The 26,328-nt window shown below is 69.5% G+C and carries 28 protein-coding genes; 16 read left to right on the top strand and 12 right to left on the bottom strand.

Features of this window, described 5'->3' with window-relative positions; all coding sequences use genetic code 11:
- Nucleotides 1–85 precede the first annotated feature (85 nt).
- The 3 genes from serB to NE857_RS33650 form a co-directional block, all read right to left on the bottom strand.
- On the bottom strand, nt 86–1,309 hold the full coding sequence (gene serB / locus NE857_RS33660) for a phosphoserine phosphatase SerB (protein ID WP_254419241.1): 1,224 nt from the start codon (nt 1,307–1,309) through the stop codon (nt 86–88).
- Nucleotides 1,310–1,391: 82 nt separating this feature from the next.
- On the bottom strand, nt 1,392–2,042 hold the full coding sequence (locus NE857_RS33655; RefSeq protein WP_254419240.1) for a DUF1707 SHOCT-like domain-containing protein: 651 nt from the start codon (nt 2,040–2,042) through the stop codon (nt 1,392–1,394).
- A 160-nt stretch (nt 2,043–2,202) separates the two neighbouring features.
- Entirely contained in the window at nt 2,203–2,964 is a 762-nt protein-coding gene (locus NE857_RS33650; RefSeq protein WP_254419239.1) for an Rv1486c family protein, read from the bottom strand.
- Nucleotides 2,965–3,019: 55 nt separating this feature from the next.
- On the opposite strand from NE857_RS33650, the gene NE857_RS33645 reads away from it, so the two are divergent.
- From NE857_RS33645 to NE857_RS33635, 3 genes are all read left to right on the top strand, one after another.
- A complete protein-coding gene (locus tag NE857_RS33645) occupies nt 3,020–3,805 on the top strand; it encodes an ABC transporter ATP-binding protein (protein WP_254422175.1) in 786 nt (261 codons plus the stop codon).
- 347 nt (nt 3,806–4,152) lie between these two features.
- Nucleotides 4,153–5,082, top strand: coding sequence for an SPFH domain-containing protein (locus NE857_RS33640; RefSeq protein WP_017584025.1), 930 nt, complete (start codon nt 4,153–4,155; stop codon nt 5,080–5,082).
- 147 nt (nt 5,083–5,229) lie between these two features.
- Nucleotides 5,230–5,988 (top strand): sulfite exporter TauE/SafE family protein, encoded by a 759-nt coding sequence (locus tag NE857_RS33635; protein ID WP_254419238.1) that lies wholly within the window; start codon nt 5,230–5,232, stop codon nt 5,986–5,988.
- A gap of 23 nt (nt 5,989–6,011) precedes the next feature.
- Here NE857_RS33635 and NE857_RS33630 read toward each other — a convergent pair whose 3' ends face one another.
- The 3 genes from NE857_RS33630 to NE857_RS33620 all read right to left on the bottom strand — a co-directional run bounded on the left by NE857_RS33630 (nt 6,012) and on the right by NE857_RS33620 (nt 8,328).
- Complete coding sequence (locus tag NE857_RS33630; RefSeq protein ID WP_017584023.1) at nt 6,012–6,635, bottom strand: HD domain-containing protein; 624 nt, start codon at nt 6,633–6,635, stop codon at nt 6,012–6,014.
- Nucleotides 6,636–6,841: 206 nt separating this feature from the next.
- A complete protein-coding gene (locus NE857_RS33625; protein ID WP_254419237.1) occupies nt 6,842–7,744 on the bottom strand; it encodes an alpha/beta hydrolase family protein in 903 nt (300 codons plus the stop codon).
- Nucleotides 7,738–8,328, bottom strand: coding sequence for a TetR/AcrR family transcriptional regulator (locus NE857_RS33620; protein ID WP_017584021.1), 591 nt, complete (start codon nt 8,326–8,328; stop codon nt 7,738–7,740). The genes NE857_RS33625 and NE857_RS33620 overlap by 7 nt, the downstream gene beginning before the upstream one ends.
- Before the next feature lie 429 nt (nt 8,329–8,757).
- On the opposite strand from NE857_RS33620, the gene NE857_RS33615 reads away from it, so the two are divergent.
- Nucleotides 8,758–10,338 (top strand): aldehyde dehydrogenase (NADP(+)), encoded by a 1,581-nt coding sequence (locus NE857_RS33615; protein WP_254419236.1) that lies wholly within the window; start codon nt 8,758–8,760, stop codon nt 10,336–10,338.
- Between the two features lie 61 nt (nt 10,339–10,399).
- Here NE857_RS33615 and NE857_RS33610 read toward each other — a convergent pair whose 3' ends face one another.
- Entirely contained in the window at nt 10,400–11,026 is a 627-nt protein-coding gene (locus tag NE857_RS33610) for a hypothetical protein (RefSeq protein WP_017584019.1), read from the bottom strand.
- A gap of 186 nt (nt 11,027–11,212) precedes the next feature.
- Here NE857_RS33610 and add point away from each other — a divergent pair, with 186 nt between their 5' ends.
- Nucleotides 11,213–12,277, top strand: a complete 1,065-nt coding sequence (add, locus tag NE857_RS33605) for an adenosine deaminase (protein WP_254419235.1) — start codon at nt 11,213–11,215, stop codon at nt 12,275–12,277.
- A 40-nt stretch (nt 12,278–12,317) separates the two neighbouring features.
- Here add and NE857_RS33600 read toward each other — a convergent pair whose 3' ends face one another.
- Complete coding sequence (locus tag NE857_RS33600) at nt 12,318–13,487, bottom strand: DUF418 domain-containing protein (protein ID WP_254419234.1); 1,170 nt, start codon at nt 13,485–13,487, stop codon at nt 12,318–12,320.
- A gap of 311 nt (nt 13,488–13,798) precedes the next feature.
- Here NE857_RS33600 and NE857_RS33595 point away from each other — a divergent pair, with 311 nt between their 5' ends.
- Complete coding sequence (locus NE857_RS33595) at nt 13,799–14,866, top strand: GntR family transcriptional regulator (protein ID WP_254419233.1); 1,068 nt, start codon at nt 13,799–13,801, stop codon at nt 14,864–14,866.
- An 82-nt stretch (nt 14,867–14,948) separates the two neighbouring features.
- Here the strand turns inward: NE857_RS33595 and NE857_RS33590 are convergent, their stop codons facing one another.
- Nucleotides 14,949–16,082, bottom strand: coding sequence for a CapA family protein (locus NE857_RS33590; protein ID WP_254419232.1), 1,134 nt, complete (start codon nt 16,080–16,082; stop codon nt 14,949–14,951).
- Nucleotides 16,083–16,943: 861 nt separating this feature from the next.
- Here NE857_RS33590 and NE857_RS33585 point away from each other — a divergent pair.
- From NE857_RS33585 to NE857_RS33575, 3 genes are all read left to right on the top strand, one after another.
- Nucleotides 16,944–17,987: a chaplin family protein gene (locus tag NE857_RS33585; RefSeq protein WP_254419231.1), complete on the top strand. Its 1,044-nt coding sequence runs from the start codon at nt 16,944–16,946 to the stop codon at nt 17,985–17,987.
- Nucleotides 17,988–18,207: 220 nt separating this feature from the next.
- A complete protein-coding gene (locus tag NE857_RS33580) occupies nt 18,208–19,074 on the top strand; it encodes an SURF1 family cytochrome oxidase biogenesis protein (protein ID WP_254419230.1) in 867 nt (288 codons plus the stop codon).
- 47 nt (nt 19,075–19,121) lie between these two features.
- On the top strand, nt 19,122–19,946 hold the full coding sequence (locus tag NE857_RS33575) for a class I SAM-dependent methyltransferase (RefSeq protein ID WP_017584006.1): 825 nt from the start codon (nt 19,122–19,124) through the stop codon (nt 19,944–19,946).
- A gap of 61 nt (nt 19,947–20,007) precedes the next feature.
- On the opposite strand, the gene NE857_RS33570 is transcribed toward NE857_RS33575, so the two are convergent.
- Nucleotides 20,008–20,550, bottom strand: a complete 543-nt coding sequence (locus tag NE857_RS33570) for an RNA 2'-phosphotransferase (protein WP_254419229.1) — start codon at nt 20,548–20,550, stop codon at nt 20,008–20,010.
- 217 nt (nt 20,551–20,767) lie between these two features.
- Between NE857_RS33570 and NE857_RS33565 the strand changes: the two genes are divergently transcribed.
- Nucleotides 20,768–21,583, top strand: a complete 816-nt coding sequence (locus NE857_RS33565; protein WP_254419228.1) for a TIGR02452 family protein — start codon at nt 20,768–20,770, stop codon at nt 21,581–21,583.
- Between the two features lie 90 nt (nt 21,584–21,673).
- Nucleotides 21,674–22,123, top strand: coding sequence for a GNAT family N-acetyltransferase (locus NE857_RS33560; protein ID WP_254419227.1), 450 nt, complete (start codon nt 21,674–21,676; stop codon nt 22,121–22,123).
- 24 nt (nt 22,124–22,147) lie between these two features.
- Here NE857_RS33560 and NE857_RS33555 read toward each other — a convergent pair whose 3' ends face one another.
- Nucleotides 22,148–22,768, bottom strand: a complete 621-nt coding sequence (locus NE857_RS33555; protein WP_254419226.1) for a MerR family transcriptional regulator — start codon at nt 22,766–22,768, stop codon at nt 22,148–22,150.
- A gap of 102 nt (nt 22,769–22,870) precedes the next feature.
- Between NE857_RS33555 and NE857_RS33550 the strand changes: the two genes are divergently transcribed.
- Both NE857_RS33550 and NE857_RS33545 read left to right on the top strand, forming a co-directional pair.
- Nucleotides 22,871–24,040, top strand: a complete 1,170-nt coding sequence (locus tag NE857_RS33550; RefSeq protein WP_254419225.1) for a hypothetical protein — start codon at nt 22,871–22,873, stop codon at nt 24,038–24,040.
- Nucleotides 23,977–24,228 carry a Smr/MutS family protein gene (locus tag NE857_RS33545; protein WP_254419224.1) on the top strand — a complete coding sequence of 84 codons (252 nt, stop codon included), beginning with the start codon at nt 23,977–23,979 and terminating at the stop codon, nt 24,226–24,228. Before NE857_RS33550 ends, NE857_RS33545 begins: the two co-directional genes overlap by 64 nt.
- Before the next feature lie 9 nt (nt 24,229–24,237).
- Here the strand turns inward: NE857_RS33545 and NE857_RS33540 are convergent, their stop codons facing one another.
- Nucleotides 24,238–24,669, bottom strand: coding sequence for a DUF5946 family protein (locus NE857_RS33540; RefSeq protein WP_301184285.1), 432 nt, complete (start codon nt 24,667–24,669; stop codon nt 24,238–24,240).
- Between the two features lie 193 nt (nt 24,670–24,862).
- On the opposite strand from NE857_RS33540, the gene NE857_RS33535 reads away from it, so the two are divergent.
- The 3 genes from NE857_RS33535 (at nt 24,863) to NE857_RS33525 (ending at nt 26,300) form a co-directional block, all read left to right on the top strand.
- Nucleotides 24,863–25,192 carry a hypothetical protein gene (locus NE857_RS33535; RefSeq protein WP_254419222.1) on the top strand — a complete coding sequence of 110 codons (330 nt, stop codon included), beginning with the start codon at nt 24,863–24,865 and terminating at the stop codon, nt 25,190–25,192.
- A complete protein-coding gene (locus tag NE857_RS33530) occupies nt 25,189–25,674 on the top strand; it encodes a hypothetical protein (protein ID WP_254419221.1) in 486 nt (161 codons plus the stop codon). The genes NE857_RS33535 and NE857_RS33530 overlap by 4 nt, the downstream gene beginning before the upstream one ends.
- A gap of 92 nt (nt 25,675–25,766) precedes the next feature.
- Nucleotides 25,767–26,300, top strand: coding sequence for a GNAT family N-acetyltransferase (locus tag NE857_RS33525; RefSeq protein ID WP_254419220.1), 534 nt, complete (start codon nt 25,767–25,769; stop codon nt 26,298–26,300).
- Nucleotides 26,301–26,328 lie beyond the last annotated feature (28 nt).

Raw genomic sequence — 26,328 nt, 5'->3', positions numbered from 1 at the left:
ACGGAAGGGGAGGGGAACGCACGGGTTCACCCCCGGGGTACGTCAGAGGGGACTCCGCACACGCGGAGTCCCCTCTGACGCTTGGTTAGTCCTGGGGTGCTGTGACGAGGTCGGCGGCTTCGATTTCTTCGCGGGTGATGCCGAGGATGAAGGCGATGGTGTCCAGGTAGGGCACGTTCACCGAGGTGTCGGCCTGTTGGCGGACGACCGGCTTGGCGTTGAAGGCGACACCCAGGCCCGCGGTTTGGAGCATGTCGAGGTCGTTGGCGCCGTCGCCTACGGCCACGGTTTGTTCGAGGGGGACGCCGGCTTCTTCGGCGAAGCGCTGGAGGGTGGTGGCCTTGCCCTTGCGGTCGATGATGGGGCCGACCAGGTTGCCGGTGAGTTTGCCGTCGAGGATTTCCAGGGTGTTCGCCGCGGAGTAGTCCAGGCCGAGGTCCTCCACCAGGACGTCGGTGATCTGGGTGAAGCCGCCGCTGACGATGCCGCACTCGTAGCCGAGGCGCTTGAGTGTGCGGACGAGGGTGCGGGCACCCGGGGTCAGCTGGATCTCTTCGCGGACCCTGTCGATCGCGGAGGCGTCCAGGCCCTTGAGGAGGGACACGCGTCGGCGGAGGGACTCCTCGAAGTCGAGTTCGCCGCGCATCGCTTCTTCGGTGACCCTGGCTACCTCGTCGAGGCAGTTCGCGTGGGCCGCGAGGAGTTCGATGACTTCGCCCTGGATGAGGGTCGAGTCGACGTCCATGACGATGAGGTGCTTGCCGCGGCGGTGCAGGCCGCTGGCTTGCACGGCGACGTCCACACCCTGGGTGGCGGACTCCATGGCGAGTTCGGCGCGGAGCTGGTCCGGGTTGCCTCCGGAGATCTCCATCTCCACGGAGGTGACCGGGTAGCCGGAGAGCCGCTCTATGCGGTCGATGTTGGCTCCGGAACGGGCCACACAGGAGGTGATCGCCCCCAGGGCGCCGGGGCGTAGGGGTGCGGCGAGGACGGTGACGTGGAGCCGCTCGGAAGCGACCTCGTTCACGCGGTTGTTGCCGTCGGCGTACTCGACCTCCATGTCGAGGTCGATGGCGGTCTTGTCCAGGGCGGAGCGGATCTCCTCGAAGACCCGCTGGCGGCTCACCCCAGGGGCGACCCGTTCGTCGACCTCCAGAATCGCGCCCAGGACCAGTCGCCCGCCCAGGACGACCTGCTCGAGGTCGACGATGGTGACGGGGAAGACGGAGAGGGTGCTCAGAAGGCGTGCGCTGATGCCCGGACGGTCGCGCCCGGTCACCGTGACCAACAACGTGGATTCATCACTCATGGCGATCTCCACGGTACTCGGCCGTGGGGCGGGAGTGACGGGCAGGGGCTGGGGTTTTCGCAGCTAGTTCACTATGTGGACACTATTTGTCGCGGCGGCCCTTGCGCTTCTTCTTCACCTTCTTGGCCTTGACGTCCACTCCGCCCAGCATGCAGGTGCCGGTCAGGTGTACGACGGGGGCGTTCGGGTCCGTGACCTGGTCCGTTCCGTGCAGGTCCGTCCCGCCCAGAATCGCTGACGTGTTGTTGATCACCCGTACCCCGTGGGGCACGGTGATGTCGACCCCGCCCATGATCACGGCGAGCTGGATGGTCACCTCGGGCTGGCTCAGCACCGCTTCGCGCAGGTCCAGTTCCACCCCGCCGCAGAGCACGGAGACGTTGGTGCGGGGCTCCACCAGCCAGCGACCGCGGCGCTCGCAGCCGCCGAAGACCGCGACGAGGTTCTCCGAGCCCTTGCTCTGTCCGGCCAGGTCCCGGGCTTCGCTGCCGAGGACCTCCATGCCGTCGAGCCCGCCGTCCGTGGCGGTGTAGCCGTACGGCACGGAGGTTCCGGAGCCGGGGAGGTCGGAGATGATCGGGGACAGCTCCCCGATGGTCTTGGCCTTGTAGAGAGTGTCGAGGCGCTCCTCGTGTTCGACCGGGCTGAGCCGCCCCTCCGCGAGGGCGTCACGGAGCCGTTCGGCAACCTGGTCCCGGTCCGCGTCCGAAGCTCGGATGTGCTCGGGTTGCATGATGACGGCTCTCCTCCTTATGCGGGTCGGCCACGGGCGGCCCCTCACCCTGTGCTGCTCTCACCCAAGTATCGGGGTGACCGCTTCACGTGCGGATCAGGTGAATCCCCTGGCTTCACCCCGAGAATTCCCGACACCACTCCCAGGGTTCCATACCCGTCTACGGCAGCTCTATGGCGGCGTGCGCCGCCACCAGGGCCCTGCGCACGGCCGCGTCGAGCTGGTGGAGGGCGTCCCGGCGGAGCTGTGTCTGGTAGGCGCTGAGGCCCCTTCCGGAGGTGGGCTCGGCCAGTTCGACTACTTTTGCCAGCCGCTCGGCCTGAGCCGCCACCCGGTGCGCGCGGTGAGGATAGCCGTGGGCCAACAGCGGGACACCCGAGTCACCCAGGTCACCGAGGGCCCTGTGCACGGCAGGGGCGAACCCCGCGACGTCGTCCACGCCCTGGAGTTGTTCGGCGACCCGGAGCAGCGTGAGCTTGAGTTGCCGCTCGGCCTCGGGCAGGTCGGGTGTTTGGGGGATGGCGTCGTTTGCCGGATACGGAGCCCACGAAACGCCCACGTAGGATGAACCACGCCGGTCGGCGGCGGGCACCAGGCCCACCTGCCGTTCGGCGAGCTGCACCAGCACCCCCTCCTGAGCCTCGATGGCGGCCTGGTTGAGCTCCGCCGGGCCCACCAGCCCGAACGGATCACCCCAGGCGGGCAGCGCCAACCGGAACGCGGACAACCCCAGGCCACGAAGGCGTACCAGTGCGGTACGCAGCGGTACGTCACTGTCGAACGGCAGGTCGCCTAGCGGTACTGTCCCGATCAGGTTGGGGCCGCTCCGGCGTTCCACGGCGTCGACGGCGTCGTCCAACCCGACGTGGCCGGACAGCCAGGCGTTGCCCCAGGCGACGAGCGGTGCGGACGTCAGATGCATTACTTCAGGGTAGGGCGGCCCGTGCACCGGCGTGGGACGTGACGATAGGAGGATGATGGACGGGCGTGTTCTGGGCCTGAACGGGGTCACGGTACGGCGCGGCGGCGAGAACCTGCTCGACGGCGCCGACTGGTCGGTGCTGGAGGGCGAGCGCTGGGTCGTGCTCGGTCCCAACGGGGCGGGCAAGACCACCCTGCTGAACGTGGCTTCCAGCCAGCTGTACCCCACCGCGGGCAAGGTCGAGATCCTCGGGGAGCACCTCGGTGGTGTCGACGTGTTCGAGCTGCGGCCGCTGATCGGCTACGCGGGCGCCTCGGTGTCCAACCGGATCGAGGAGGGCACGCCTGTTCTCGATCTGGTGGTCAGCGCCGCCTACGGGTATCTGGGCCGCTTCCGCGAGGAGTACGGCACCCCCGATTACGGCCGGGCGCGTGCGCTGCTGGGCCACTGGGGCGTGGCCGACTTCGCCGACCGCGACTTCCACACTCTTTCCGAGGGCGAGCGCAAGCGGGTGCTGATCGCCCGCGCGCTGATGTCCGACCCCGAGCTGCTGCTCCTGGACGAGCCCGCGGCCGGGCTGGACCTGGGAGGCCGTGAGGACCTGCTGCGCCGTCTGGGCAAGCTGGCCGCCAACGAGATGGCGCCGGCGCTGGTGGTGGTCTCCCACCACGTCGAGGAGATTCCGCCCGGCTTCACCCACGGGCTGCTGATCCGGGACGGGGCCGTGGTGCAGGCCGGACCGCTGGACGAGGTGATGACCGCCGAGCACCTCAGCGAGACCTTCGGGCTGCCGTTGAAGGTGGAGCGCGACGGGGGACGTTGGACGGCCAGGGCTGTCTAGGGCGTGCCGCGGAACACGCCTTGGGGTCGCCCTCGTCTCCCCAAGGTTGACTGCCTGCCTGACGTGGCTGTTCCCGTGAAATAGGGGACGTTTATATGCCGGGAATGTATTGTCCGTAAATCCTATTTCCGTCCGGATGTGGTCGTCCCGGAGGGGTATGGGGTAGCGTCAACGTTCAGTGAGCGGATCGCTCTATTTCGGCGCGCTTTATGATCATCCCCGGCGGGCTGCGAGGGTGCGGTCCGCTTCCACGCTGCCTGTCACCCCCGTCAGGAGATCCGGAGCTGCCGCAGATGCCGCTGTTGAACACCGTTACCCGGTTCGACGTCGGGAAGGTTCGCTAACCCATGGCTACGAGCATCATCGTCGTCGTACTTTTCGTCGCCGTCCTGTTGATCATCTTCTGGCGAAGTGTGCGTATCGTGCCGCACTCGATGGAGGACGTGGTCGAGCGTTTCGGTAAGTTCCACCGAACGCTCAGTTCCGGTTTCAACATCGTGATTCCCGGTGTTGACCAGGTCCGGGAACGTATCGACCGCCGTGTGCAGGTGGTCAGCTTCCCGCCGCAGTCGGCCATCACCGAGGACAACCTGGCGGTCGAGGTCGACTCCGCAGTCTACATCCGGGTCGTGGACGCCTACCGCGCCACCTACGAGGTCGCCAACTTCATCCAGGCGGTCGAGCAGCTCACCCTCGCCACCCTGCGCAACGTGATCGGTGGCATGAACCTGGAGGGCACGCTCACCTCCCGGGACCAGATCAACCGCGAGCTCAAGTCCGTACTGGACGAGGCCACGCGCGACTGGGGCATCGAGATCAGCCGGATCGAGCTCAAGGGCATCGAGCCGCCGTCCTCCGTGCAGGAGGCGATGGAGATGCAGATGCGCGCGGACCGCGAGAAGCGCGCCCAGCTGCTCAGTGCCGAGGGTGAGAAGCAGGCCTTGGTACTGCGGGCCGAGGGTGAACGCTCCTCGTCCGTGCTGAAGGCGAAGGGTAACGCCGAGGCGCAGATGCTCACGGCCAAGGCCGACGCGGACGCGCAGACCCTGCGGGCCCGCGGTGAGGCCGACGCCATCCACATGGTGTTCAAGGCCCTGCACACGAGTCGGGTCGACCCGGACGTGCTCGCCTACCAGTACCTCCAGAAGCTCCCGGAGATCGCCAAGGGCGACGCCAACAAGGTGTGGATCGTCCCGGCGGAGATGGGCCAGGCGCTCCAGGGCGTCAGCAGCGCCTTCGAGCGCATCCAGAAAGAGGTCGTGAAGATCCCGACCTGACCTGATTCCTCGTGAGGCCCCGCGGTACCCGAACCGGTGCGGCGGGGCCTCGTGTTTGCCCGGCCCCGGCCTGATGATCCGATGACCGGGTCTCGTAGTCTGTTCTGGCCCTCGAGGGTCGGGGGCGTGGTTCGGAAGGCCGGTGGGATGGAACTCTGGGAGGCCCTGGCCATTCTGATCGCCGGTGTGGCCGCCGGCGGGATCAACGCCATCGCCGGATCGGGGACGCTCTTCACCTTCCCGGTGCTGCTCGCGCTCGGCTACCCGCCGATCACCGCGACCATCTCCAACAGCGTCGGCCTGGCCCCCGGGACACTCAGCGGAACCATCGCCTACCGGCGCGAGCTGGCCGGGCAGAAGGAACGGCTGATCCGCTTCGGCACCATGTCCTTCCTCGGCGCCGTCACCGGCGCCATGCTGCTGATCTACCTGCCCTCGGGTGTCTTCGAGTCCGTGGTGCCGTTCATGATCGGCGGTGCCTGCCTGCTGATCATCTTCCAGCCCCGCATCACCAAGTGGGCCCGCTCGCGCAAGCCCGCCTCGAAGAACGGCGGCGTCTGGATGCCGGTGGGCGCCTACGGGGCCGGAACCTACGGCGGGTACTTCGCCGCCGCACAGGGGATCATCCTGATCAGCCTGCTCGGCGCGACCCTGGACGACGACCTCCAGCGGCTCAACGCCCTGAAGAACGCGCTGGCCACCATCGCCAACAGCACCGCTGCGGTGTTCTACATCGTTCTGGCCTCACCCGCGTGGCCCGTGGTGGCCCTGCTCGCGGTCGGCACCATCGTCGGCGGCTACCTGGGCGCCAACTTCGGCCGCAAGCTCAGTCCGACCGCCCTGCGCGCGGTGCTGGTCATCGTCGGTCTGACCGCCGCGGTCCAGCTGATCATGGGCCGGGTCTGACCCGTCCCTACCCGCCCGGCCGCTCAGCGGCGGAAGTAGCCGCGCCGGTCCGCGTCGTCGATCAGGGCGGTGGCGTACGACCCCAGGGCCTCGGAGCCCTCGGAGATCATCTTCACCTTCTCCATGACCTGTGCCCGGGTGACGCCGAAACGCACCCACGCGCCGCCCTCGTTGTGCCAGTTGGCGAGCATCGGGGCGAGGCGGTCGACCGCGCGGGCGAACCGCGCCTCCGGGGTCAGCCGCGCCTCGAACTCCTCCCACAGCTCACGGGCCCGGACGGCCTGGTCCTCGGGCAGGAGCGGGAAGAGGCGGTCGGCGGCGGCGCGCTCGCGCTCCGCCTGCGTCTCGGTGTTGACCTGGTCGAACAGGAAGGTGTCGCCCGCGTCGATCTCCACGATGTCGTGGATCAGGAGCATCTCGGTGACACGATCGATGTCGGTGCCCTCGGGCGCGTGCTCGGCGAAGGTGCGGGCGGACAGTGCCAGGTGCCAGGAGTGCTCCGCGGAGTTCTCCCGCCGGGAGCCGTCCACCAGCAGGTTCTGCCGCAGGACCCGCTTGAGTTTGTCCACTTCGAGGATGAAGCGCAGCTGCGCGTTCAGTCTCTCGTTGTCGACCCCGCTGGCAAAGACCGGTGCCGGTTCCGTCACGTGGTTCGCCCTTCCTGGTGGATGAGTCGAAACGGATCAGGTGGGACCGCTGACGCGGTCGCCCCTGGATGATCCCATGGAACGTGTACTGACTGTCGCGGTGGCGTCCGGGAAACGGCCACGGGGGAATGCCGCGGGGTGCCATGGGTGAACGTCGGCCGTTGCCGTGTTCGGGACGTGTGACCGGGACCGGGGGAGGCCGGGACCTAGGAGTCCGAGGGCGCCTGGACCTGCGCGGAAGTGGTCAGGTGCAGGTGGAACCACTCGGTGAGGGCTCGGTCGGTGAGTACCCCGGCCGGGGTGAGCGGGCCCGGTTCGAGGCCGGGCTCGGGGCCGATCGCGTGTGCCAGGTCGGGCACCACGATGTGACGGAGCGCATGCCGGGCGTCCTGCTGAAGGCCCTGATCCGCGCTCTGCCGGGTGAGGACGTCGTGGAAGGCGCGGCCGTGTTCGGGTGGGGCGACCTCGTCCTGGCCGCCGTTGACCACGAGCAGGGGGGTGGCGGTGCCGGAGATCTCGGCGGCCCTGGCGGAGAAGTCCAGCCAGCTCCGGGTCTGCTGGGCCTGCGGGCCCCAGCGGTACGGGGTGCCCGTGCGGCGTTCGCGGGCGGCCATGAGGAGTGAGGGGTCCACGATCGGGTTGATGACCGCTGCCGCGCCCGCTGGCAGGCGGTTCTCGGCCAGGGCCAGGAGTACGGCGCTGGCTCCGGCGCCCACCCCCACCAGCCCGACCGGGACGTCGGCGACGGGGAAGGTCGAACGCAGCTCGTCGACGACCCGGCGCAGTTCGGCCGCGGCCTCCTCGACCACCGGGCCGAAGAGCTCGACGAGGTAGTCGCGTTCACCGCGCTGGTTGATCTCGGCCACACCGCCCTCGGGCAGGCGGTGGCCGAACAGGGGGAGGCCGAGGTAGACCCGCCAGGCCGGGAGCGAGGCCATCGGGACCGCTCCGGCCAGGGCCGACTCACTGCGCGGTGGTTCGAAGGCGTGCAGGCCCACCACGAGCGGGGCCGGGACGTCGGTGGCCGCGGCCGGGGGCAGGGCGAGGAAGGGCACGCCCGCGGCGGTGCCGGTGAGGGGCGCGGAGAGGGACGGTGCGTCGACTACCAAGGATGATCGCCTCCGTTGCGTTCGGAGAAGTGGGACAGGTAGCTGCTGACCAGGCGCTTGGCCTCGTAGACGAGGGCGGGGTCGCCGTCGGGGTTGTCGCGGAAGGCGAGTTTGAGGACGGCGTCCGCGGCTTCGACGGCGACGTGGATGGCGCGGTCGAGTTCGTCGTCGTCGGGGATCCCGGTGACGGAGACGATGATCCTGCGCAGCCGCACCGAGATGACGCGGTTGTTGTCGCTGCCGCCGCTGAGCAGCCGGGGGTCGACTATGTCACCGAAGTGCAGGCTGCGGAAACCCGGCACGTTGCGGTGCATGTCGATGTACTCGTCGATGATGGCGTCGACGGCCACGGTCCAGTGGGTGAATGAGGCGTCCGCCAGGCGTTCGGTCACCCGGGAGCTGAACTGGTCCAGGAAGCGCAGTCCCAGGGCCTGGGTGATCGCCTTCTTGTCCGGGAAGAACTGGTAGACGGAGCCGATGGCTACCCCGGCGCGTTCGGCGATGCGGGTGGTGGAGAGGTTGTCGTAGCCGACTTCGTCGAGGAGGTCGGCGCAGCAGTCGAGCATGCGCTGGACCCGGACCATGCTGCGCTGTTGGGCCGGGAGCCTGCGCAGGGGGGCCTGGGCGAACGCGAGTTCGTCGTTGGCGACGCCTGCGGGTCCACGGCTCTCACGCGGAGCGGCGGTCCCGTTGTTCGCACCGGGGTTCCGCCGCGCGCGCGGGGGCGTTGAACTTCGGGAATTAGTCGTCACACCACCTATGATGCCTTTCCGGAATCAACTGGTTCCGGGGAAATTCCAGTTTCGTTCCCGGGATCCTCGGGGGAGCACGCTCCCGGCCGGTGCGGCCGACGTTCTGCGAGGTGGGGGCGGCTTTGGGGCGCGGGGGGCGGAGTCGCGTCTTTTGTCTGTTGTGTCGCTCGGCGCCGCCCAGTGTCGCCGTGGGTAGTCGAGTAGTCGCATTTCGAATGGTGTGCCGTGCCGAACAGAAGGGGGCATGGCATCGTGGGGCCTGTGCCCGACGCAGTGCACGCACCCCTCCAGGAGGTTCTGGACATGACCACCGAAACCCCACGCGTCCCCTCGGCCCCTGACACCGCAGCGGCCCCCTGCGCCGCAGCGGAAGAGCTCCGCGAGACCACACCCGAGGAACTCGACGCCGTACTGGAGCGCGCGGCCGCCGCGGCCCCGCTCTACGCCGCCCTGCCCGCCGCCGACCGCGCCCGCGCGCTGCGGACCGTGGCCGACGCCCTGGACGGTGCGGCCGACCGGCTCGTCCCCGTCGCGATGGCCGAGGCCCACTACCCCGAAGCGCGATGCCGGGGCGAGCTCGGCCGGACCACCTTCCAGCTCCGCCTGTTCGCGGATGTCCTTGAGGAGGGCGAGTACCTGGAGGCGATGATCGACCCGGCCGACCCGGACTGGGGCACGCCGCGGCCGGACGTGCGGCGCCTGCTGGTCCCGCTGGGCCCGGTGGTGGTGTTCGGGGCCAGCAACTTCCCCTTCGCCTTCTCCACGGCCGGCGGCGACACCGCCTCGGCCCTGGCCGCGGGCTGCCCGGTGGTGGTCAAGGCCCACCCCGGCCACCCGGAGCTGGCCCGCCTGACCGCTGAGCTGGTGGTGGCCGCGCTGTCCGACGCCGGAGCGCCTGAGGGTGTGTTCGCACTGGTGAGCGGGTTCGAGGCGGGCAAGCGCGCGGTCACGCACCCGCTCACGCGGGCGGTGGGCTTCACCGGTTCCATCCCCGGTGGGCGCGCCCTGTACGACCTCGCGGTCTCGCGTCCGGAGCCCATCCCGTTCTACGGGGAGCTCGGTAGCGTCAACCCGGTGTTCGTGACCCGTGCGGCGATGTCCGCCCGGGGCGGACAGATCCTGGAGGGCTACGCGGGTTCGGCCACGATGGGCTCAGGCCAGTTCTGCACCAAGCCCGGGGTGGTGTTCGTCCCCGAGGGCGCCGAGCTGGACGCGCTGGTCGCCGACTTCGAGGGCCGGGCCGCCGCCCCGCTGCTCAACGACCGGGTGGGTGAGGGGTTCGTCCGCGGGCTGGAGGCGCTGAGCGCTCATCCGGCCACGGAGGTACTGGTCAGGGGTCGGCAGATCGTCGAGGGTGTTGAGGGTGCCGAGGGCTGGTCACCGAGCCTGCTGCGCACCGATCTCGACTCCCTGCTGGAGCACTCCGAGGACCTGCTGGCCGAGTGCTTCGGGCCCGCCGCCCTCGTGGTCTCCTACCCCGACGAACGCCGTCTGCTGGAGGTGGGCGGGGTACTGCACGGCCAGCTCACCGTCACCGTCCACGGCGAGGAGGAGGACCCGATGGCCCCGGCGCTGCTGGCCCTGGGCGCTTCGGTGGCGGGGCGGGTCATCTGGAACGGCTGGCCGACCGGGGTGGCGGTCACCCACGCGATGACCCACGGCGGCCCCTACCCGGCGACGACCGCGCCCCTGCACACCTCGGTGGGCACTACCGCGATCCGCCGGTTCCTGCGGCCGGTCACCTACCAGTCGGTGCCGCAGCCGCTGCTGCCCCCGGAACTGAGGGACGGCAACCCGCTTGCTGTCCCCCGAAGGGTCAACGGCGGGCTGCCGTCGGAGTGAGTCCTCCGGTCCCTGCGGGCCTGGTCGGCTGGTGTTCTCGGATGCCGGGCCGGCCGGGCGCTCAGCCGTTAGCGGCGTCGTAGCTCTCACGGAACGCCTTGAAGCGTGCGTGCTGCGTCTTGGCGTGGGAGTAGACGAGGGTGAAGACGATGAGGAACCCGAAGGCGGGCGTGAGCTGGATCAGGTTCCGGGGGTCGAATCCGGGGCCGATGACGTCGGCCATGGGGAGGAGGGCGACGAACGCCAGGCCGACGACCAGTCCGGTCAGGGAGTATGCGGGGTTGCTGCTGTGCACGAGCCGGTCGGACAGCCGGCGGGCCAGGCGGTTGGTGGCCGGGTCCGGACCGAGTTCCCCGGAAGCGGCCTGGAGCTTGGCCGAGGCGTACCGGATCGGGTCGGTCTCCCCGCTCTCGGGCAGTGCCCTCGCGTGGAAGTACATGGGCAGCCCGACCAGCAGGGCACCGACAAGCGTCGCGCCCAGGATCCCGATCAGGGTCCAACCCGGAATGCTGCCCGGAACGGCCAGGGACGGCGAGGCGGCGGTAGCGGCGAGCAACACGGTGCCCGCAGCGGCCAGGGCCGCGCCGCGGACGGCGTAACCACCAGGGCTGCTCCGCGCGTAGATCTGGGTCCGGGCGCCGAGGATCTGGGAGCCGGTGGGACGGGGAGCGGTGGGCTGGGTGTTCATGATCTGGGCCTTCGTCTCGGGGGGCGTGCCGCTGGGCTAGTGATCCCCAAGCTACGGAGAAGGCCTCAGGTGACACCATGCTCTTTGGTCAGCACCTCGCGGCGGAGTTCCCCAACTTTCGTCAGGTTGCCCACCTCGGACCCCCTGCGGTGGCCACCGGTCGCCCCGCGCTTCTAGGTTGGCGCTATGAACCAGAACTTCCCGACCCTCGACTGCCAGGCCTCCGCCGGACCGCTCGTCGCTCCGCCCGCCGGCCAGCTCGTCCGGGATCTGCCCAAGGTCGAGCTGCACGTTCACCTCGAGGGCTCAATGCCCGCCGACACCCTCTTCGAACTGGCCAAACGGCACCGGGTTGAGGGCATCCCGGACACCCTGGAGGAGCTCCGGGAATGGTACGCCTTCACCGACTTCCCGCACTTCGTCGAGGTCTACCTGGCCTCGGTACGCACGCTCCGGGACGAAGCCGACTTCGCCCTGCTGACCTCGGTCGTCGCCGAACGGCTGGCCGCCCAGAACGTGCGCTACGCGGAGGTGCACGTGAGCCTGTACACCCACCTGATGCGCGGGGTCCCGGCGAAGGTGGTCTTCGACGGGATCGAGCAGGCTCGCAGGGAGGCCGAACGTGAGCACGGCATCCAGCTGAGGTGGATCCCCGACTTTCCCGCCGACTTCGGAGTCCAGACTGCGGAAGAGACGGTCGAGGCGGTGCTCCGGGACGGCCCGCCGAGCGTGGTGGGGTTCGGGGTCGGCGGGGTGGAGACCCCGCTCGGGCAGTATGCGGAGGTGTTCGGCCGGGCTCGGGCGGCCGGACTGGCCAGCCTCCCGCACGCGGGTGAGCAGGCCGGGCCGGAACGGGTCCGGGAGGCGCTGGACCTGCTGGGAGCAGAGCGGATCGGGCACGGCATCGACACGATGAAGGACCCCGAGCTGTTGGATCGGCTGGTGGACGCGCAGGTTCCGGTGGATGTCAGCCCCACCTCCAACATCTGCACGCGTGTGGTGGACCGGATCGAGGACCACCCGCTGCCCGCCATGCTCGATTCGGGGCTGCTGGTCACCCTCAACAGCGACGACCCCACCCTGTTCGGCAGCGACCTGACCGGTGAGTACGAGATCGCGCACGACCTGGTGGGGTCGGACGGGCTGGTGCGGTTGGCCCGCAACGGTGTGCACGCCTCCTATCTGGGCGCGGCCCGCCGTCGTGAGCTGCTGGCCGAGATCGACGCGGTGGCCGCTCGGCACGGCCTGTAGGCGCGGCCGGCCCGTGGGCGAGCTTCGACCTGTAGGTGCCTTACGAGCGGTAGGTGAGGCGGCGCAGCGCGACCTCGGCCGGTCCTCGCGTGTTCCGGCGGCGCATGAGATCGGCGAGGACCACCGTGGTCAGCCACACGGCCACCGCGATGCCCACGGCCAGGGCCGGAGAGGTGAGCTGGAAGTGGAGTGTGTAGGAGGCGAACAGCACCGCCCAGGCCACGGACTGTGCCAGGTAGAAGGTCAGGGACCGCTGCCCCAGCGCCTCCAGCGCGTTGGTGACCGGGCCCCGCCGGTCGGACAGGCGCACGGCGATCAGCGCGATCAGCGCCGCGTAGCCGAACCCGGCCGCGTAACCGGTCACCTGGTGGAGTCCGCCGGCGATCATGGCGTCCAGCGGGGAGTGCCCGGGCCAGGTCTCGGCCTTGATCAGGGCGAGGGGCAGACCGCCCAGCACCCCCAGGGGGAGGCCGACGAAGGCGGCGCCGCGGAGCAGCTTCAGGTGCTGCCGGGGCTCCTCCAACACACGGTGGCGCGCGGCCAGGATCCCCACGAGGAAGGGGACGACGGTGCTGATGACCATGACCGGAAGGATCATCGCGTAGATGGTCAGGCGGATGACGAGTTCGTCCATGAGCCCGTCGCCCATCGGCGGGAAGACGCTCTGACCCGTCGTGGCCTGTTCAGCGGCGACCAGTGCCTGGAGGGTCGCGCCCAGGGGCAGCCAGATCACGGTCAGGATGACGAGAGTGCGGTCACGGAACCGCAGTACCCCGACGAAGACCAGCGCCAGCAGTCCGTACACGGCCAGGATGTCGCCGAAGAACAGCAGTGCCGCGTGCACCACACCGAAGACGATCAGCCATCGGCTCCGGCGGCGTAGCAGGGAGCGCACCCAGGGCCATTCGTGGCCCTGTTCGGTCCGGCGGCGGTAGATCTGGGCGAGGCCGTAGCCGAAGAGCGCCGCGAACATCGGGTAGGCGCGGAGTTCGACGAACATGACGTTGCCCGCGGTGGCGATCCGGTCCGCGGTGGACTGGACGGCCTCCCCGCCGCCGATCAACACCGTGAAGATGTGCGCGTGCGCCAGCGCGATGAACAGGAGCATCACGCCCCGGGCCAGGTCGGGCGCGAGGGAACGGCGGTCGAGCGGCAGCGCGCTGGTCGCGGTGGCCGGGGCGGGGGACCCGGTCGTGGGTGTGTGGGTCATGGTGGCCTCCGGGGCCGTGGGGTTCGAAGAACGGGTGAGACGTTGTACGCGTCTTGAGTCCCGGGTGGTGCGCTTTTGGGTGATGCGGAGCGTGCGTACAGAATAAACATAAATTTTGGGCCTTGAAAACCCTTATTGAAGGGTTCTCTTTGAGGTTGAGCACTAGTGCACTAGAGGGTGTCTGGTGGTGATTCGGCCGTTCCCGGGGGTGCGGTCGCCGGGGTGCTGGGGTTTCGGGGCGCACGGGTGCACTAGTACGCTGAGTCTTCGGAGCGCAAGGGTTCCGGGCGGGTTCGGAGCGGAGGGCACGGATGGCATCGCACACGGGCGGGGAACTCCCCCCGTACGCACGGGTTGTCGCGGACATCCGGGCGCGCATCGCCGGGGGAGAGCTGCAGCCGGGGGACCGGGTGCCCTCCACCCGGGAGATCACGCGGGAGTGGGGGGTGGCCATGGCCACCGCCACCAAGGTGCTCTCCGCACTACGCCAGGAGGGTCTGGTGGTAGCGGTGCGCGGGGTGGGCACCGTGGTCCGCGGGGACGCCGGGGTCGCCCCGGTGACTCCTGAGCCCTCGCGGCGCTCCTCAAGTCAGCCGCCGCACCGGGGGCACTCCGAAGCGGAGGCGATGCGTGCCCGCCTGCACTCGGCGGTCGAAGGTGAGGGCCGTCCAGCACCCGACACCGCTCTGACCCGTGCGGCCATCGTCCGGGCGGCGATTGCCGTCGCCGACGCGGAAGGGCTCGGCGGTCTGTCCATGCGCAGGATCTCCACCGAGCTCCGGGTGAGCACCATGGCGCTGTACCGCCACATCGACAACAAGGACGAACTGCTGCGGGAGATGCTCGACGAGGTCTACACCGAGGTGGAGCTGCCCGACCCGGTTCCCTCGGATTGGCGACAGGCCGTCGAAGTGCTCCAACAGCGGGAGTGGGTCGTCTACCGTGCCCATCCGTGGATCGCCACGCTGCTCACGGTCACCCGGCCGATCATGTCCGAGAAGGTCATGGCGTACGGCGAGTGGATCATGGGGCTGCTTATCGACCGGGGCTGCTCACCCGATGACGCGCTGCGGATCATCACCATCCTCAGCGCCTACATTTCTGGCATGGCGCTGCAGGTCGCACAGGTCAGGGAGATGGAGCGCGAGACGGGGGCGGACTCCCTGGACTTCTGGTTGGGCAAGGGGGCCGAGCTCGTGTTCGACCAGAGCCGCTACCCGAACATGTCCAAGGTTTCCGCCCCGCCCGAGTTCGATATCGACCGGACCTACGCCCTCGGGATGGAGCATCTGCTCGAGGGCCTGGCGCCCCTGGTTGAGTCCGGAGGATCGCCGGGGAGCGGGGAACCAGGGGAGCAGCAGCGGTCCCAGGAGACATGAGCCGGGGCCGACCCGTACGGATCGGCCCCGGCAGGACCTTCGAGCCCCGGCCCTCGGCCCGGTGATGGGCTGCCGGTGCCGCCTAGGCAGGTGAGTCGGCGAGCGGCAGACCGCACTCCTGGCGCATGTCCACCCAGGTCTGGTGGGCCTGCTCGGCGGCCTCTCCCTCGTAGGGGACCGGGACACCGCCCTGGATCTGCGCCGGGGCCCAGTCGGCCTCCAGGACGCGGCCCTGGTCGAAGGTCAGGGTCAGCACACCGGTCTCGGCGGTCGGCCCGCTGAAGTTGTAGAACACGAAGTTGCTCAGGCCGTAGTGCACGTAGGCGTTGCCCTGGAAGCCGCCAGGGGAGAGCACGTGCGGGTGCCCGCCGACCACGGCGGTGGCGCCTGCCGTGATGAGGTCATCGGCCAGCTCGGGCGCGTGCGGGAGCGGGCAGTGCGCGCCCTCCAGCCCCCAGTGCAGGAACACCACGACGTTGTCGTGCTCATCGGCGGCCTCGGAGACCGCCTGGAGCATGCGGTCCTTCATCTCGAACTTGGTGGAGGCCAGACCGGGCTTGCCCTCGCCCGCGGTCCACGCGGGGATGAGGTGGTCGTCGAGCACGTCGGTGGCGCCGAACATGGCCACGCTCTGGCCGTTGACCTCGGCCACGTGCGGCGCGTAGGCCTCGTCGATGTCCCGGCCCGCACCCACCAGGGCGACGGGTGAGGCGTCTCCGTTGTCGAGGGTGTCCAGCAGACCGTCCTCGCCGAAGTCCATGCCGTGGTTGTTGGCGACGGTGGCCACGTCCACGCCGGCGGCGTCCAGCGCCTCCAGCGCGCTGGCGGGCGCACGGAAGACGAAGTCCTTGCCCGGGACGGGGGTGCCGCCCTCGGTGACGGCGGTCTCCAGGTTGACCATGGCGAGGTCGGCGGCGGAGAGCTGTTCGGAGATGGGGTCGAGGGCGGTGGCGGGATCGTCCAGCCGGGGGCGGAGCATGCCCTCGAACATCACGTCACCGCCGAAGGCGATGGTGAGGGGCTCCGAGGCGGCCTCGGCCGAGGCCTGGACCTCGACGTCCCCCTCGCTCTCCTCGGTGTCCGGGGCGATGGCCCCTTCCTCGAGCTGGTCCGGATCGTCGGCTGTGGAACAGGAGGCGACGAGGGTGAGCGCGAGGGTCGCGGCACCGGCCGCGAGGATCCTGCGTGTACGTGGGTGCGGGCGTTCGGGGTTCATGCATGCTCCAGTGGGGCGGGGGGAATCAGCAGGGCATGTCCGTCCTGTTGGACGCGGTCCCGCTGATCCCGGTTGGCCGTCGTGACTGGATGGATGCCTGGGGCAGGCTCCTGACCTGTCACCTTTCGTGTTCACCCTCCGCGCTTCGTGGCGCGCGGGAGGGGCGTGGGAGGGGCGTGGATCGGATGTGCGGTGTTGGCGGGGCCCTGACCTCGGGTTGACCCGACAGGCATCAGAGTATGCGCTCCTGACCAGCTGTTTTGTTGATTTCACCGGTTACGGCACGTCGTCTCGGGCTGGCTGGTAGGGGCGGCGGTCCGACAGTGGAACTATTCGGGCATAAAGTGCGTTCGGTTTAATTATGGGCGCAGGGTATTAGGCGCCGAGGTGGTTGTGTGGAACTAATCTACGAAGTTCGTTAGTTGTCTTTCCTGGTCGGTCTCGGTGTGTGCTTTTTGCTTCCCATTGACACGGGGGGTTGCTGACTTGGAACTCTTTGTGTTTGCAAGTAAGTCTATGATCAGCTATTACTTCGCTCGGTAATTATGTATAAGCAGAACGTGTTCATGATCTGAGTAAACATTTCCGGAAAAGGCCTGCGTGGCTTCCAGGGCTGCTAACGTTTCGGTCCGTTGGCAGTTCGGTCCGGAAAGAACTCCGAAAGAGCCGAGCCGTCACCCTTGTTTGTCTGTGCGGGCCACCCCGCCGTCCCGGCGCTCTTCGTGGAAGAGCTCGCGTGGACGGGCCCGCTCACCGTGTGCACCGAGGCGACCGCACCGACGGCGCCGGCTTCGGTCACACGCAGTCGCGCCCATGCGGCGCATCCCCTGGCAGTTCCTCGTGAAAGGTCCAAGCCGCACTATGCGAAACACGTTCCGTTACTCCTTCGCCACCGCACTGACCGCGGGGCTGGTGCTCGCGCCGTTCAGCGCCGCGTTCGCCAACCCCGAGACCGACGGCTCCGGAGGCGTGGGCAGCGGCAACCAGATCGTCGTCCCCGTCGACGTCGAAGCCAACCTGTGCGGTAACGCACTTGCCGTCCTCGGTATCTCCAGCGCCAAGTGCACCCAGGTCAGCGAGGTGCTCTACGAGAGCAGCGGCCAGGGCGGCGGCGCCACCACCGACGGCTCGGGCGGTGTGGCCAGCGGCAACCAGATCATCCTTCCCGTCGACGCCGCCATCGACGCCTGCGGCAACTCCGTCGCCGTGGCCGGGATCTCCCAGGCCGAGTGCGTGGAGGTGGTCGAGGTTCTGGAGAAGGAGTCCGAGGACGCCCCCAGCACCATGAGCGACGGCTCCGGAGGCGTGGCCAGCGGCAACCAGATCGTCGTCCCCGTCGACGCCGCCATCGACATCTGCGGCAACTCCGTGGCCGTCCTGGGCGCCTCCAGCGCCCAGTGCACCACGATCATCAACATCATCCAGGCCTCCCCGGACAACCAGGGGAACCAGGGTGACACCAGCACCGACGGCTCCGGAGGCGTGGCCAGCGGCAACCAGGTCGTGGTCCCGGTGGACGCGGCTGTGCAGATCTGCGGCAACGCGGTCTCCGTGCTCGGCATCGCCGAGGCCTCCTGCGTCCAGAAGATCTCCGACGGCGGCGACCCCGAGGACCCCAAGGACCCGAAGGACCCCGAGGACCCGAAGGACCCCAAGGACCCCGAGGAGCCGAAGGACCCCGAGGACCCCAAGGACCCCGAGGAGCCGAAGAAGCCCGAGGAGCCCAAGGAGAAGGAAGAGGACGACAAGCCCGCCCCCAAGGAGCAGGCCGGTGAGGAGCTCGCCGTCACCGGTGGCGCTCTGGGCGGTCTGATCGCCGCCGCGGTGGCCGCCGTCGGCGCCGGTGGCGCCGGGCTGTACTTCGCCCGCAAGCGCAAGGCCGCTGCCGCCACCGCCGAGGACTAGGACGCTGTGATGCCCGGGCAGGGTGTGAGAACGCCCGGGCAGGGCGAGTGAGAGGTTCGTGACACGGGGCCGCCGGGGAGACCGGCGGCCCCGTCCGCGTGTCCGGAGGACGGGCAGAGGAGGAGGGACTAGGGCGGAGAAGTAAGGACGGAGCCGCGCAGGAGCGCGCCGAAGCGGGGGCGGTGCGGGGCGGCCGGGAACGTCTCATAACCTCGGAGACGTGCTCAAAGTCCTGTTCTCCTCACGCATGATGGCCTTCCACGCGTTGGTCGTGATTCTTGTGCCCGCCTTCATCTGGTTGGGGTTCTGGCAGCTGGACCGGGCCGAACAGCGCAGTGCCTCGGTCAACCTCCAGCGCGACAACGTCGCCGCCGAACCCGTGGCCGTCGACCAACTCGCCTCCGTGGGCTCGGACGTCGCCCCGGCCGACCGCTGGCGCACGGTCGAGGCCACCGGTACCTGGGACCAGGACAACGAGGTGCTGTTGCGCAATCGGGACAGCTCCCAGGGGCACGGGGTGGGTTTCCACGTCCTCACCCCGCTGGTCACCGAGGACGGCACCGCGGTCCTGGTCAACCGCGGGTGGATCGAGCGCGGTGAGAACGCCCAGGACACCCCCGACGCACCGCCGGTCCCCGAGGGCGAGGTCGAGGTGACCGGACGCCTGCACTTCGGCGAGACCGAGGAGAACACCGGGCTGCGCAACCGCGACGGCATGCCCGAGGGTCAGATCATGTTCGTCGACGTGGACCTGCTGGCCGCGGAACTGCCCTACCCGATCTACGGCGGGTACGTGGAGCTCACCGACCAGGACCCCGTGCCCGAGCAGGCCCCCGAGCGGGTCGCCCTGCGCGAGGAGAACATCGGGATGAGCGCCTCGTACGCCTTCCAGTGGTGGGTGTTCACCATCGTGGTGGTCGTCGGCTGGGTCGTCCTCGTCCGCCGTGAGCTGCGCGAGGCCCGCGAGTCCGGCGGGGAGGGCACTGACAGCGGCCACGGCGACGGCGGTGAGGCGGGGGACGGAGACGGCCCCGACAACGGGGAGACTGGGAACGGATCCGCGGAGCGGGTCCAGCAGACCCACTAGGGCGTGGCCGTCGAACCCGCCCTCCCCCGGCTCGGCTTAGGAGCAGCGTGTACGACGAGATGGACTATCCGGCGCCCGGTCGGGTGGAACGGCGCGCGGTGGCGGGCCCGGAGAGCGCCCGGGCCGGTCGCCTGTGGTGGGACGGTGCCGCCGACGCCTACCAGGCCGAGCACGGAGACTTCCTGCGCGATGTCGGTTTCATCTGGTCGCCCGAGGGGGTGGACGAGGCCGACGCGCGGCTGCTCGGCGACGTGAGCGGGAAGCGGATCCTGGAGGTCGGCTGCGGGGCGGGCCAGTGCGGCCGCTGGCTGCGAGCCGAGGGCGTGCGCGAGGTGGTCGGGTTCGACCTGGCCTTGCGGCAGCTCCAGCACTCGCGGCGGATCGACGAACAGTCCGGGCACCGGCTGCCCGCCGTCCAGGCCGACGCCCAGCGGATGCCGTTCGCCACCGGCTCCTTCGACGTGGTCTTCTCCGCCTTCGGGGCGTTCCCGTTCGTGCCCGCGGCCGAGACCGCGCTGGCCGAGGCGGGGCGCGTACTCAGGCCCGGCGGGCGGTTCGTGTTCTCGGTGACCCACCCGATCCGGTGGTGCTTCCCGGACGACCCCAGCAAGCGCGGGATGACCGTCAAGCAGTCGTACTTCGACCGTCGGGCCTACGTGGAGGAGGACGACGCGGGCCGGGCGGTCTACGTCGAACACCACCACACGGTGGGCGACTGGCTGCGGGGGATCGTGGCTGCGGGGTTGCTGCTCCAGGACCTGGTCGAGCCGGAGTGGCCCGAGGGGAACAAGCAGGTGTGGGGCGGCTGGGGGCCGGTGCGCGGCCGGATGATCCCGGGGACGGCGATCTTCTCAGCGGTCAAACCGGGGTAGTCGGTGCCGGTCCGTCGAGCCGGTTCGCGGGGCGACCCGTGATCCGGTCCGCGGGGCGGGTTCAGCCGATCAGGTACTCGGGCGGCACGGACTCGGCCAGCCACACCCCGTTCCCGGTGACCCGGAATTCGTGGCCGTCGGCGTGCATGCGCGCGGAGTCCACGGTCAGCACCACCGGCGACCCCCGGCGCGCGCCCACCTTGCGGGCGGTCTCCTCCTCCGGAGACAGGTGCACGTGGTGGCGGTTCATCGGGCGCAGCCCCTCGCGGCGGATCGGGGGCAGGAAGCGGCCCACGGTGCCGTGGAAGAGCCGGTCGGGTGGTGCGGTCGGCTCCAGGGACAGGTCCACCCGGACCGAGTGCCCCTGCTGCGCGCGCACGCGCAGCCCGTCCGGGCTCAGGGCGAAGCGCTTCTTGTCGTTGGTGTCGATGATCTCCCGCAGCCCCTCGGGGGTGAGGGGGCGTCCGGCGCGGCGACAGCCGGAGAGCAGCTCCTCGACCTCGACCCAGCCCTGGGGGTCGAGGGTGATCCCGGCCCTGGCCGGATCGTGGCGCAGGACCAGGGAGAGGAACTTGGAAGCGCGAACGATCTCCTTGTTGTTCATGGCCCTGATGATCCTGCCCGGGGCCGTTGGGTTCCAGGGGTTTTCCACGGCGGGAGGCCGGGGCTCCGCGGGGGTTTCGCGGGGTGGGGTTCCAGGTGTGGGGTTCCAGTGGGTTCCGCACAGGTACGAAATCCTCTTGGGGGCGGATGGCGCGGGGCGGTAGCTTCGTGCGTCTGGGGCGTTTCTGCCGGAATCCGCCCCGAGAGAGGAGCCCCCTGTGTCCCAGCGGTTGCGTGAGGTCTGGAACCAGACCCGTGAGGCCTACGAGCACGAGAGCTACCGCGTGGACGGTCGGAAGGTCGACCTGTCCGAGTCGCTGGCGTCGATGCGGGAGGGTACCCGGCTGCACCTCCCGGACGAGATCGCTGAGCTGAGCGCGCCTCCGGGCGGGCGTGACACCCGGTTCGAGGTGACCGGTGAGAGCACCCTGGCGGCGGCGCGGCGGGTGGTCGCGCAGGAACCGGGCCGGGTGGCGGCGCTGAACTTCGCCTCCGCCCGCAAACCCGGCGGCGGTGTGGTCAACGGAGCGAAGGCGCAGGAGGAGAGCCTGGCCAGAGCCAGCGCGCTCTACGACTCCCTGATCCGCTGCCCGGAGTTCTACGACCACCACGTGGCCAACCGGAGCCTGCTGTACACCGACCGGGTGATCTGGTCGCCGAGCGTTCCGGTGTACCGGGACGACCGCGCCGGGTGGCTGCCCGAGGCGGTGGCGGTGGACTTCCTCACCGCGGCCGCGCCCAACCTGCGGATGATCGAACGCAACCAGCCCGAGCTCCGCCTTCTGGTTCCGGAGGCCCTGGACCGGCGGGCCCGCGCGGTGTTGGCCGTGGCGGCCCACCACGGTGCGAAGCGGCTGGTGCTGGGGGCCTGGGGCTGCGGGGTCTTCGGCAACCGCCCGGCGGCGGTGGCCGCGGCATTCGGCAAGCACCTGCTGGACGGGGAGTTCGCGGGGGTGTTCGAGCGGGTGGTGTTCGCCGTCCTGGATCGGGACGAGGCGGTGCGCCGACCCTTCGAGGAGAGGTTCGGCGGCTGACCCGAGGTGGGGACCTTGGCGGGGCGGGGCCCCGGCGGGGTATCGAAAGGTGGGTACCGTGCACGGGGAACGGGCGACGGGGGACGGTGGATGACCGACATGAGGATCAGGGCCGCGGTGCCGCAGGACCACGCACGGATCCTGCGGGTGTGCGACCAGTGGTGGGGCAAGCCGGTCTCGCACATCCTGCCCCGGCTCTTCCTCGACCACTTCCACACCACCAGCCTCACAGCCGAGGCCGACGGCGAGCTGGCCGGGTTCCTGGTGGGCTTCCCCTCTCCGGCCCGACCCGACGAGGCCTACGTGCACTTCACGGCGGTGTCCCCGGACTTCCGCGGCGCGGGGCTGGGCCGGGAGATGTACCGCTGGTTCACCGAGGCCGCCAGGCGGAGCGGACGTTCGGTGGTCCGGGCGGTCACCTCGCCGGGCAACGAGCAGTCGATCGCCTTCCACCGGTCCCTGGGGTTCACCGTGACCGGCCCGCACCCGGACCATGACGGCCCCGGTGTGGACCGGATGTGCTTCGAACTGCGGCTTTGAGTCTTCGGGTCGGTGCTCCGGTTCTCATATGCCGTAGCGCCGGTGGGCTTCGCTGGCCTGGGCCACGCGGCGCAGGGTGGCCAGCAAGCGTTCGCCCAGCACGGTGCCGACCACGACGGTCTTGAGGATCTCGTCCAGTTCGGTGAAGTTCCCGACGTAGTCGTGGTCGCGGTGGGCGACGGCGTCGGCGGCGCGCGCGTAGTCGTCGATCCACTCCCAGTCCGGGGCCAGACCCGTGCTGTGCAGGGCGGAGAGCACCCGCGCCAGTTCCGCGCGCAGCGGAGAGTCCGGGTGGACGTACCAGTTGTGCCGCTCGGTCAGGGCGTCGGCTTCGGCGAGCTCGGCCTCGGTGGGTTCGGGGGCGCCGGTGAAGGGTTGGACGGCCTTGAGGGTGACGCCCATGAGGTCGTCGAGGTTGGGTTCGTCGCTGTCGATCGCCTGGAGTACGTCCCGGGCCCCGGCCACGGAGAGCCCGCCGACCTCGGTGAGGGCGCTGACGAGGCGGAGCCGGTTCAGGTGGCTCTCGTCGTACCGGGCCTGGTTGGGACTGGTGAGCTCGCCCCGGTGCAGAAGGCCTTCCCGCAGGTAGAACTTGATGCTCGGTACGGGTACCCCCGAGCGCTGGCTCAGTTCCGAGATGCGCATGCCGTCCCTTCGGGCGCGGGGCCTCTTGCGCCCGCGCTCCACATTATGGATAGTAAAGCTATCTATAACGGATAGTGGAACTATCCGTTTGAGGAGTTTCCCGTGTTAACGCTCGCTACCTCCTACTCCTGGCACCGTCCGCTCATGCTGACCGTGTACCTGTGCGTCCTGTTCCTTGCCGCCAGTGTGGTCGGCCTGACCCTCGACGACCGCCTGATCAACGGCGAGGCGGCCTGGCTCAAACCGGCCAAGTTCTCGGTGTCGATCATCATCTACAACGCCACCATCGCCTGGCTGCTGTCCCTTCTGAGCCGCATGCGGCGCACCGGCTGGTGGCTGGGCACCGTGATCGCCGCGATGTCCGCGGCCGAGATGGTCCTGATCATCACCCAGGTACTGCGGGGGGAGATGAGCCACTTCAACAACGCCACCCCGCTCGACGCCGCCGTCTACGCGGTCATGGGCAGCATGATCACCGTTCTGTGGGTCGCGACCTTCGTCCTCGGTGTGATCCTGCTCTTCCAGCGCATCCGCGAACGCTCCACGACCTGGGCGATCCGTATCGGGATGGCGATCGCGCTCCTGGGCATGGCGGTCGGCCCGCTGATGACCGCCCCGACCCCGGCCCAGGTCGAGGAGTTCGCCGACGGAAGCCCGGACGTCATCGGAGCGCACACCGTGGGCCTGGCCGACGGCGGACCGGGCCTGCCCCTCGTCGGCTGGAGCACCGTCGGCGGGGACCTGCGCGTGGGGCACTTCATCGGCATCCACGGGCTCCAGGCCATGATCCTGCTCGCCCTGGTCCTGGTCGCCCTGGCCGCCCGGTACCCGCGACTGAACGACGACGCCACCCGCCGCCGCCTGGTCGCGGTCGCCGGGCTCTCCTACACGGGCCTCACCGTACTCACCGTCTGGCAGGCCCTGCGCGGCCAGCCCGTGGTCGCCCCCGACAGCCTCACCCTCGGTGTCGCCGGAGCCCTCGCCCTGCTCACCGCCCTGGGCCTGGCCTGGGCCCTGCGCACCCCGTCCGACCGGGGCGGGTTCGGCCCCCCTCCTGCAGATGATCTTGCTACCAGAAGCGAAATCGGCGCCGAACTTGCTTCTGGTAGCAAGATCATCGCGGATGAGCGGGGCGAGGACCAAGGTGCGTGCGCGGGATCGCGCTCGGGAGGTTGTATAGCATCCGGGAAACCGGAGGAGGACGAAGAGTGCGTCTCAAGCTCGACCTACACGACATCTTCAACAAGGGCCGGAACATCGACCAGGCCCTGAACGACATCATGGACGAGGCCGAGCGCAAGAAGGCCAAGACCATCGAGATCATCCCGGGCAAGGGTTCCGGCCAGCTGAAGAAGCGGGTGCTGCGCTTCCTCGACCGCAAGGACGTCAAGGCCCGCTACCACCGCGTCGAGAAGGACTCCAAGAACTTCGGGAGACTGTTCGTCCACTTCAAGCACTGATCCGGAAGGTCAGGCGGACCAGGCCGCCAGAGTGGCCCGCGCCCAGGAACGGACGCGTTCGGGGTGGCCTCCGGCCGGGAAGCTGCCGTCCACGGCGACTTCGGCGACGGTGAACGCGAACCCGCTGGGGACGTCTGCCCGGGCAGCGGGTGTGGTGTTCTCTCGTCGGCGGACCCGGTGGGAGTTGGTGCGGCGGGCGCGCTCGGTGAGCTTGCGGGAGGCCCCGGCACCGTCCGCGACGTGGGTCCGCAGCAGTTCCAGCGGAAAGGCGTGTGTGCCCTCAGCCAGGGAGGCCGGGTGCTGGAGGCGGTAACAGGCGACGGCGACGCCGTGCAGCGGGCCCCACGGTTCCTGACGGGAGTGGTCCAGCGCCAGTAGCCGCTGGAACAACTCCTCACAAGGGGTGTCGCTCACCGCTCCGCACTGTGCACACGTGTCCATGCCGCGATACTCGCGCACGCGGCCCGGGAGGGCGAGCCGTTTTCTGCGGATGCGGGAGGCCCGGAAGTGAACTCGGGCAAGTACTTCCGCAGACTCCTTCGTCCACTTCAAGCACTGAGGCACTGCGGGCAGGTGGTTCCTGCTCCGATGGTGCTCACTGGTCATGGCGTATTACTCGTATTACGCTCGTGTTATGGCGAAGGTTCGAATCAGCATCAGCCTCGATCCGGATGCAGCGGAACGCGTTCGGTCCCATGCGGACCGTGCGGGGATGGACGTGTCGTCCTACCTGGTCAATGCGGCGATCCGCCAGATGGCCGAGGCTGAGGAGGCGGAGGCGGAGTTCGCGGGCGTCGATGCGCTGATCGCTGAGGCCGAAGGGCGAGCCGAGAACTACGGCTCTGTCGACGAAGCCGACGATGACACTCTGAGCGCGGAGGAGCGCCGTGAGGTCGATGAGGCGATGAGGCTGGTCTACGGTGTCGGGGCAAGCCAGACCCGAAGCCGGGGCGAGATGGCGTGAGTGCCCGTGTGCCCGTCTACGACACGGGGATGCTCATCGCCCTGGCGGCGCGCAAGGCCAAGGCCGTTCAGATGCACCGAGGGCTCGCACGGTTCCCGCACCGTCCCGTGGTCCCCGGCCCTGTCCTGGCTCAGGTATGGCGTCCGGACCCGGCGACCGTGCACGCCATGAGCGCGGTCCTGAAGGAATGCACGGTTCCCCAAGCCCGGTCGTCTCCGGCTGCCCTGCGGTCCACGAGTGCGGGACAGCCGGAGTGCATCGCGTGTGCGACCGCTCCGGATATCACCGACTGGCGGCGTATCGGTGCGGTCCTGGCGGTGGCGGCCCTCCCCGCGAAGAAGCGTCCGGACGCGGTGGACGCCCTCGTCACCTGGACGGCCGTGAAGCACCGAAGCGCCGTGGTGTTCACCAGTGACCCCGGTGACATCGCCGCGTACGTGGACGCGATCGGTGCCGATGACGTCCACCTGGTCACGGTATGAGCCCCATGGCTCCCGTGCGCGTCGTCGGTGAGTGTGCGCACTCAAGAACTTCGGTCTCCTGTTCGTCTGATTCAAGTACCGGGAGTTGCGTTATGACCGTGAAACAGGCGACCTTCGAGACCGCGCGGCTGCGACTGGAGCCCCTGGAACCCGTGCACGCCGACGCCGTGGTGGGGCTGTTCACCGACCCGGTGATGAGCACCTACCTGGGCACGGACCTCTCCCAAGGCGGCCTGGCCCGGACGATGGTCGACAACCGCCTCGCCTACGAGGGCCCGCCCGAGCTCGGCCACTGGGCGATCATTCGGGGTGAACAGGTGATCGGTCTCGCCCACCTGCGGCCGTCCCAGGAGCTCCCCGCAGGGCTGCCGGAGATCGGCTGGTACCTCGGTGCCCCGTACGGTGGTGCCGGGCTGGCGACCGAGGCGGCTCGGGCACTGCTGCGCCACGGACTGGACGAGCTGCGCCTGGCCTCGGTCTGGGCTCTGGTACACGTGGACAACACCCCGAGTCTGAACCTGGCCGCGCGGCTGGGCTTCCTGCCGGTGGGGGAGGGGCACCACTACAACGGCCCCCACCGCGTACACGTCGCCCTCCCCGGCACCGGCACCGCCTCGACGTGTTGACACCGCGCACTCAGGACCCTCGCCTCTC

Source organism: Nocardiopsis exhalans (assembly GCF_024134545.1).
In the GTDB taxonomy this organism is placed as follows: domain Bacteria; phylum Actinomycetota; class Actinomycetes; order Streptosporangiales; family Streptosporangiaceae; genus Nocardiopsis; species Nocardiopsis exhalans.
The sequence above is the reverse complement of the archived record's forward strand: the minus strand, read 5'-3'. Positions and strand labels throughout refer to the sequence as shown.

Coding starts and splice junctions, on each gene's coding strand:
- NE857_RS33585 (WP_254419231.1), top strand. CDS start 16,944: ATGCGAAACACGTTCCGTTACTCCTTCGCCACCGCACTGACCGCGGGG.
- NE857_RS33570 (WP_254419229.1), bottom strand. CDS start 20,550: ATGAACAACAAGGAGATCGTTCGCGCTTCCAAGTTCCTCTCCCTGGTC.
- NE857_RS33595 (WP_254419233.1), top strand. CDS start 13,799: ATGGCATCGCACACGGGCGGGGAACTCCCCCCGTACGCACGGGTTGTC.
- NE857_RS33525 (WP_254419220.1), top strand. CDS start 25,767: ATGACCGTGAAACAGGCGACCTTCGAGACCGCGCGGCTGCGACTGGAG.
- NE857_RS33620 (WP_017584021.1), bottom strand. CDS start 8,328: ATGGTCCGGGTCCAGCGCATGCTCGACTGCTGCGCCGACCTCCTCGAC.
- NE857_RS33600 (WP_254419234.1), bottom strand. CDS start 13,487: ATGACCCACACACCCACGACCGGGTCCCCCGCCCCGGCCACCGCGACC.
- serB (WP_254419241.1), bottom strand. CDS start 1,309: ATGAGTGATGAATCCACGTTGTTGGTCACGGTGACCGGGCGCGACCGT.
- NE857_RS33650 (WP_254419239.1), bottom strand. CDS start 2,964: ATGCATCTGACGTCCGCACCGCTCGTCGCCTGGGGCAACGCCTGGCTG.
- NE857_RS33635 (WP_254419238.1), top strand. CDS start 5,230: ATGGAACTCTGGGAGGCCCTGGCCATTCTGATCGCCGGTGTGGCCGCC.
- NE857_RS33540 (WP_301184285.1), bottom strand. CDS start 24,669: ATGGACACGTGTGCACAGTGCGGAGCGGTGAGCGACACCCCTTGTGAG.
- NE857_RS33640 (WP_017584025.1), top strand. CDS start 4,153: ATGGCTACGAGCATCATCGTCGTCGTACTTTTCGTCGCCGTCCTGTTG.
- NE857_RS33610 (WP_017584019.1), bottom strand. CDS start 11,026: ATGAACACCCAGCCCACCGCTCCCCGTCCCACCGGCTCCCAGATCCTC.
- NE857_RS33560 (WP_254419227.1), top strand. CDS start 21,674: ATGACCGACATGAGGATCAGGGCCGCGGTGCCGCAGGACCACGCACGG.
- NE857_RS33645 (WP_254422175.1), top strand. CDS start 3,020: ATGGACGGGCGTGTTCTGGGCCTGAACGGGGTCACGGTACGGCGCGGC.
- NE857_RS33590 (WP_254419232.1), bottom strand. CDS start 16,082: ATGAACCCCGAACGCCCGCACCCACGTACACGCAGGATCCTCGCGGCC.
- NE857_RS33655 (WP_254419240.1), bottom strand. CDS start 2,042: ATGCAACCCGAGCACATCCGAGCTTCGGACGCGGACCGGGACCAGGTT.
- add (WP_254419235.1), top strand. CDS start 11,213: ATGAACCAGAACTTCCCGACCCTCGACTGCCAGGCCTCCGCCGGACCG.
- NE857_RS33535 (WP_254419222.1), top strand. CDS start 24,863: ATGGCGAAGGTTCGAATCAGCATCAGCCTCGATCCGGATGCAGCGGAA.
- NE857_RS33555 (WP_254419226.1), bottom strand. CDS start 22,768: ATGCGCATCTCGGAACTGAGCCAGCGCTCGGGGGTACCCGTACCGAGC.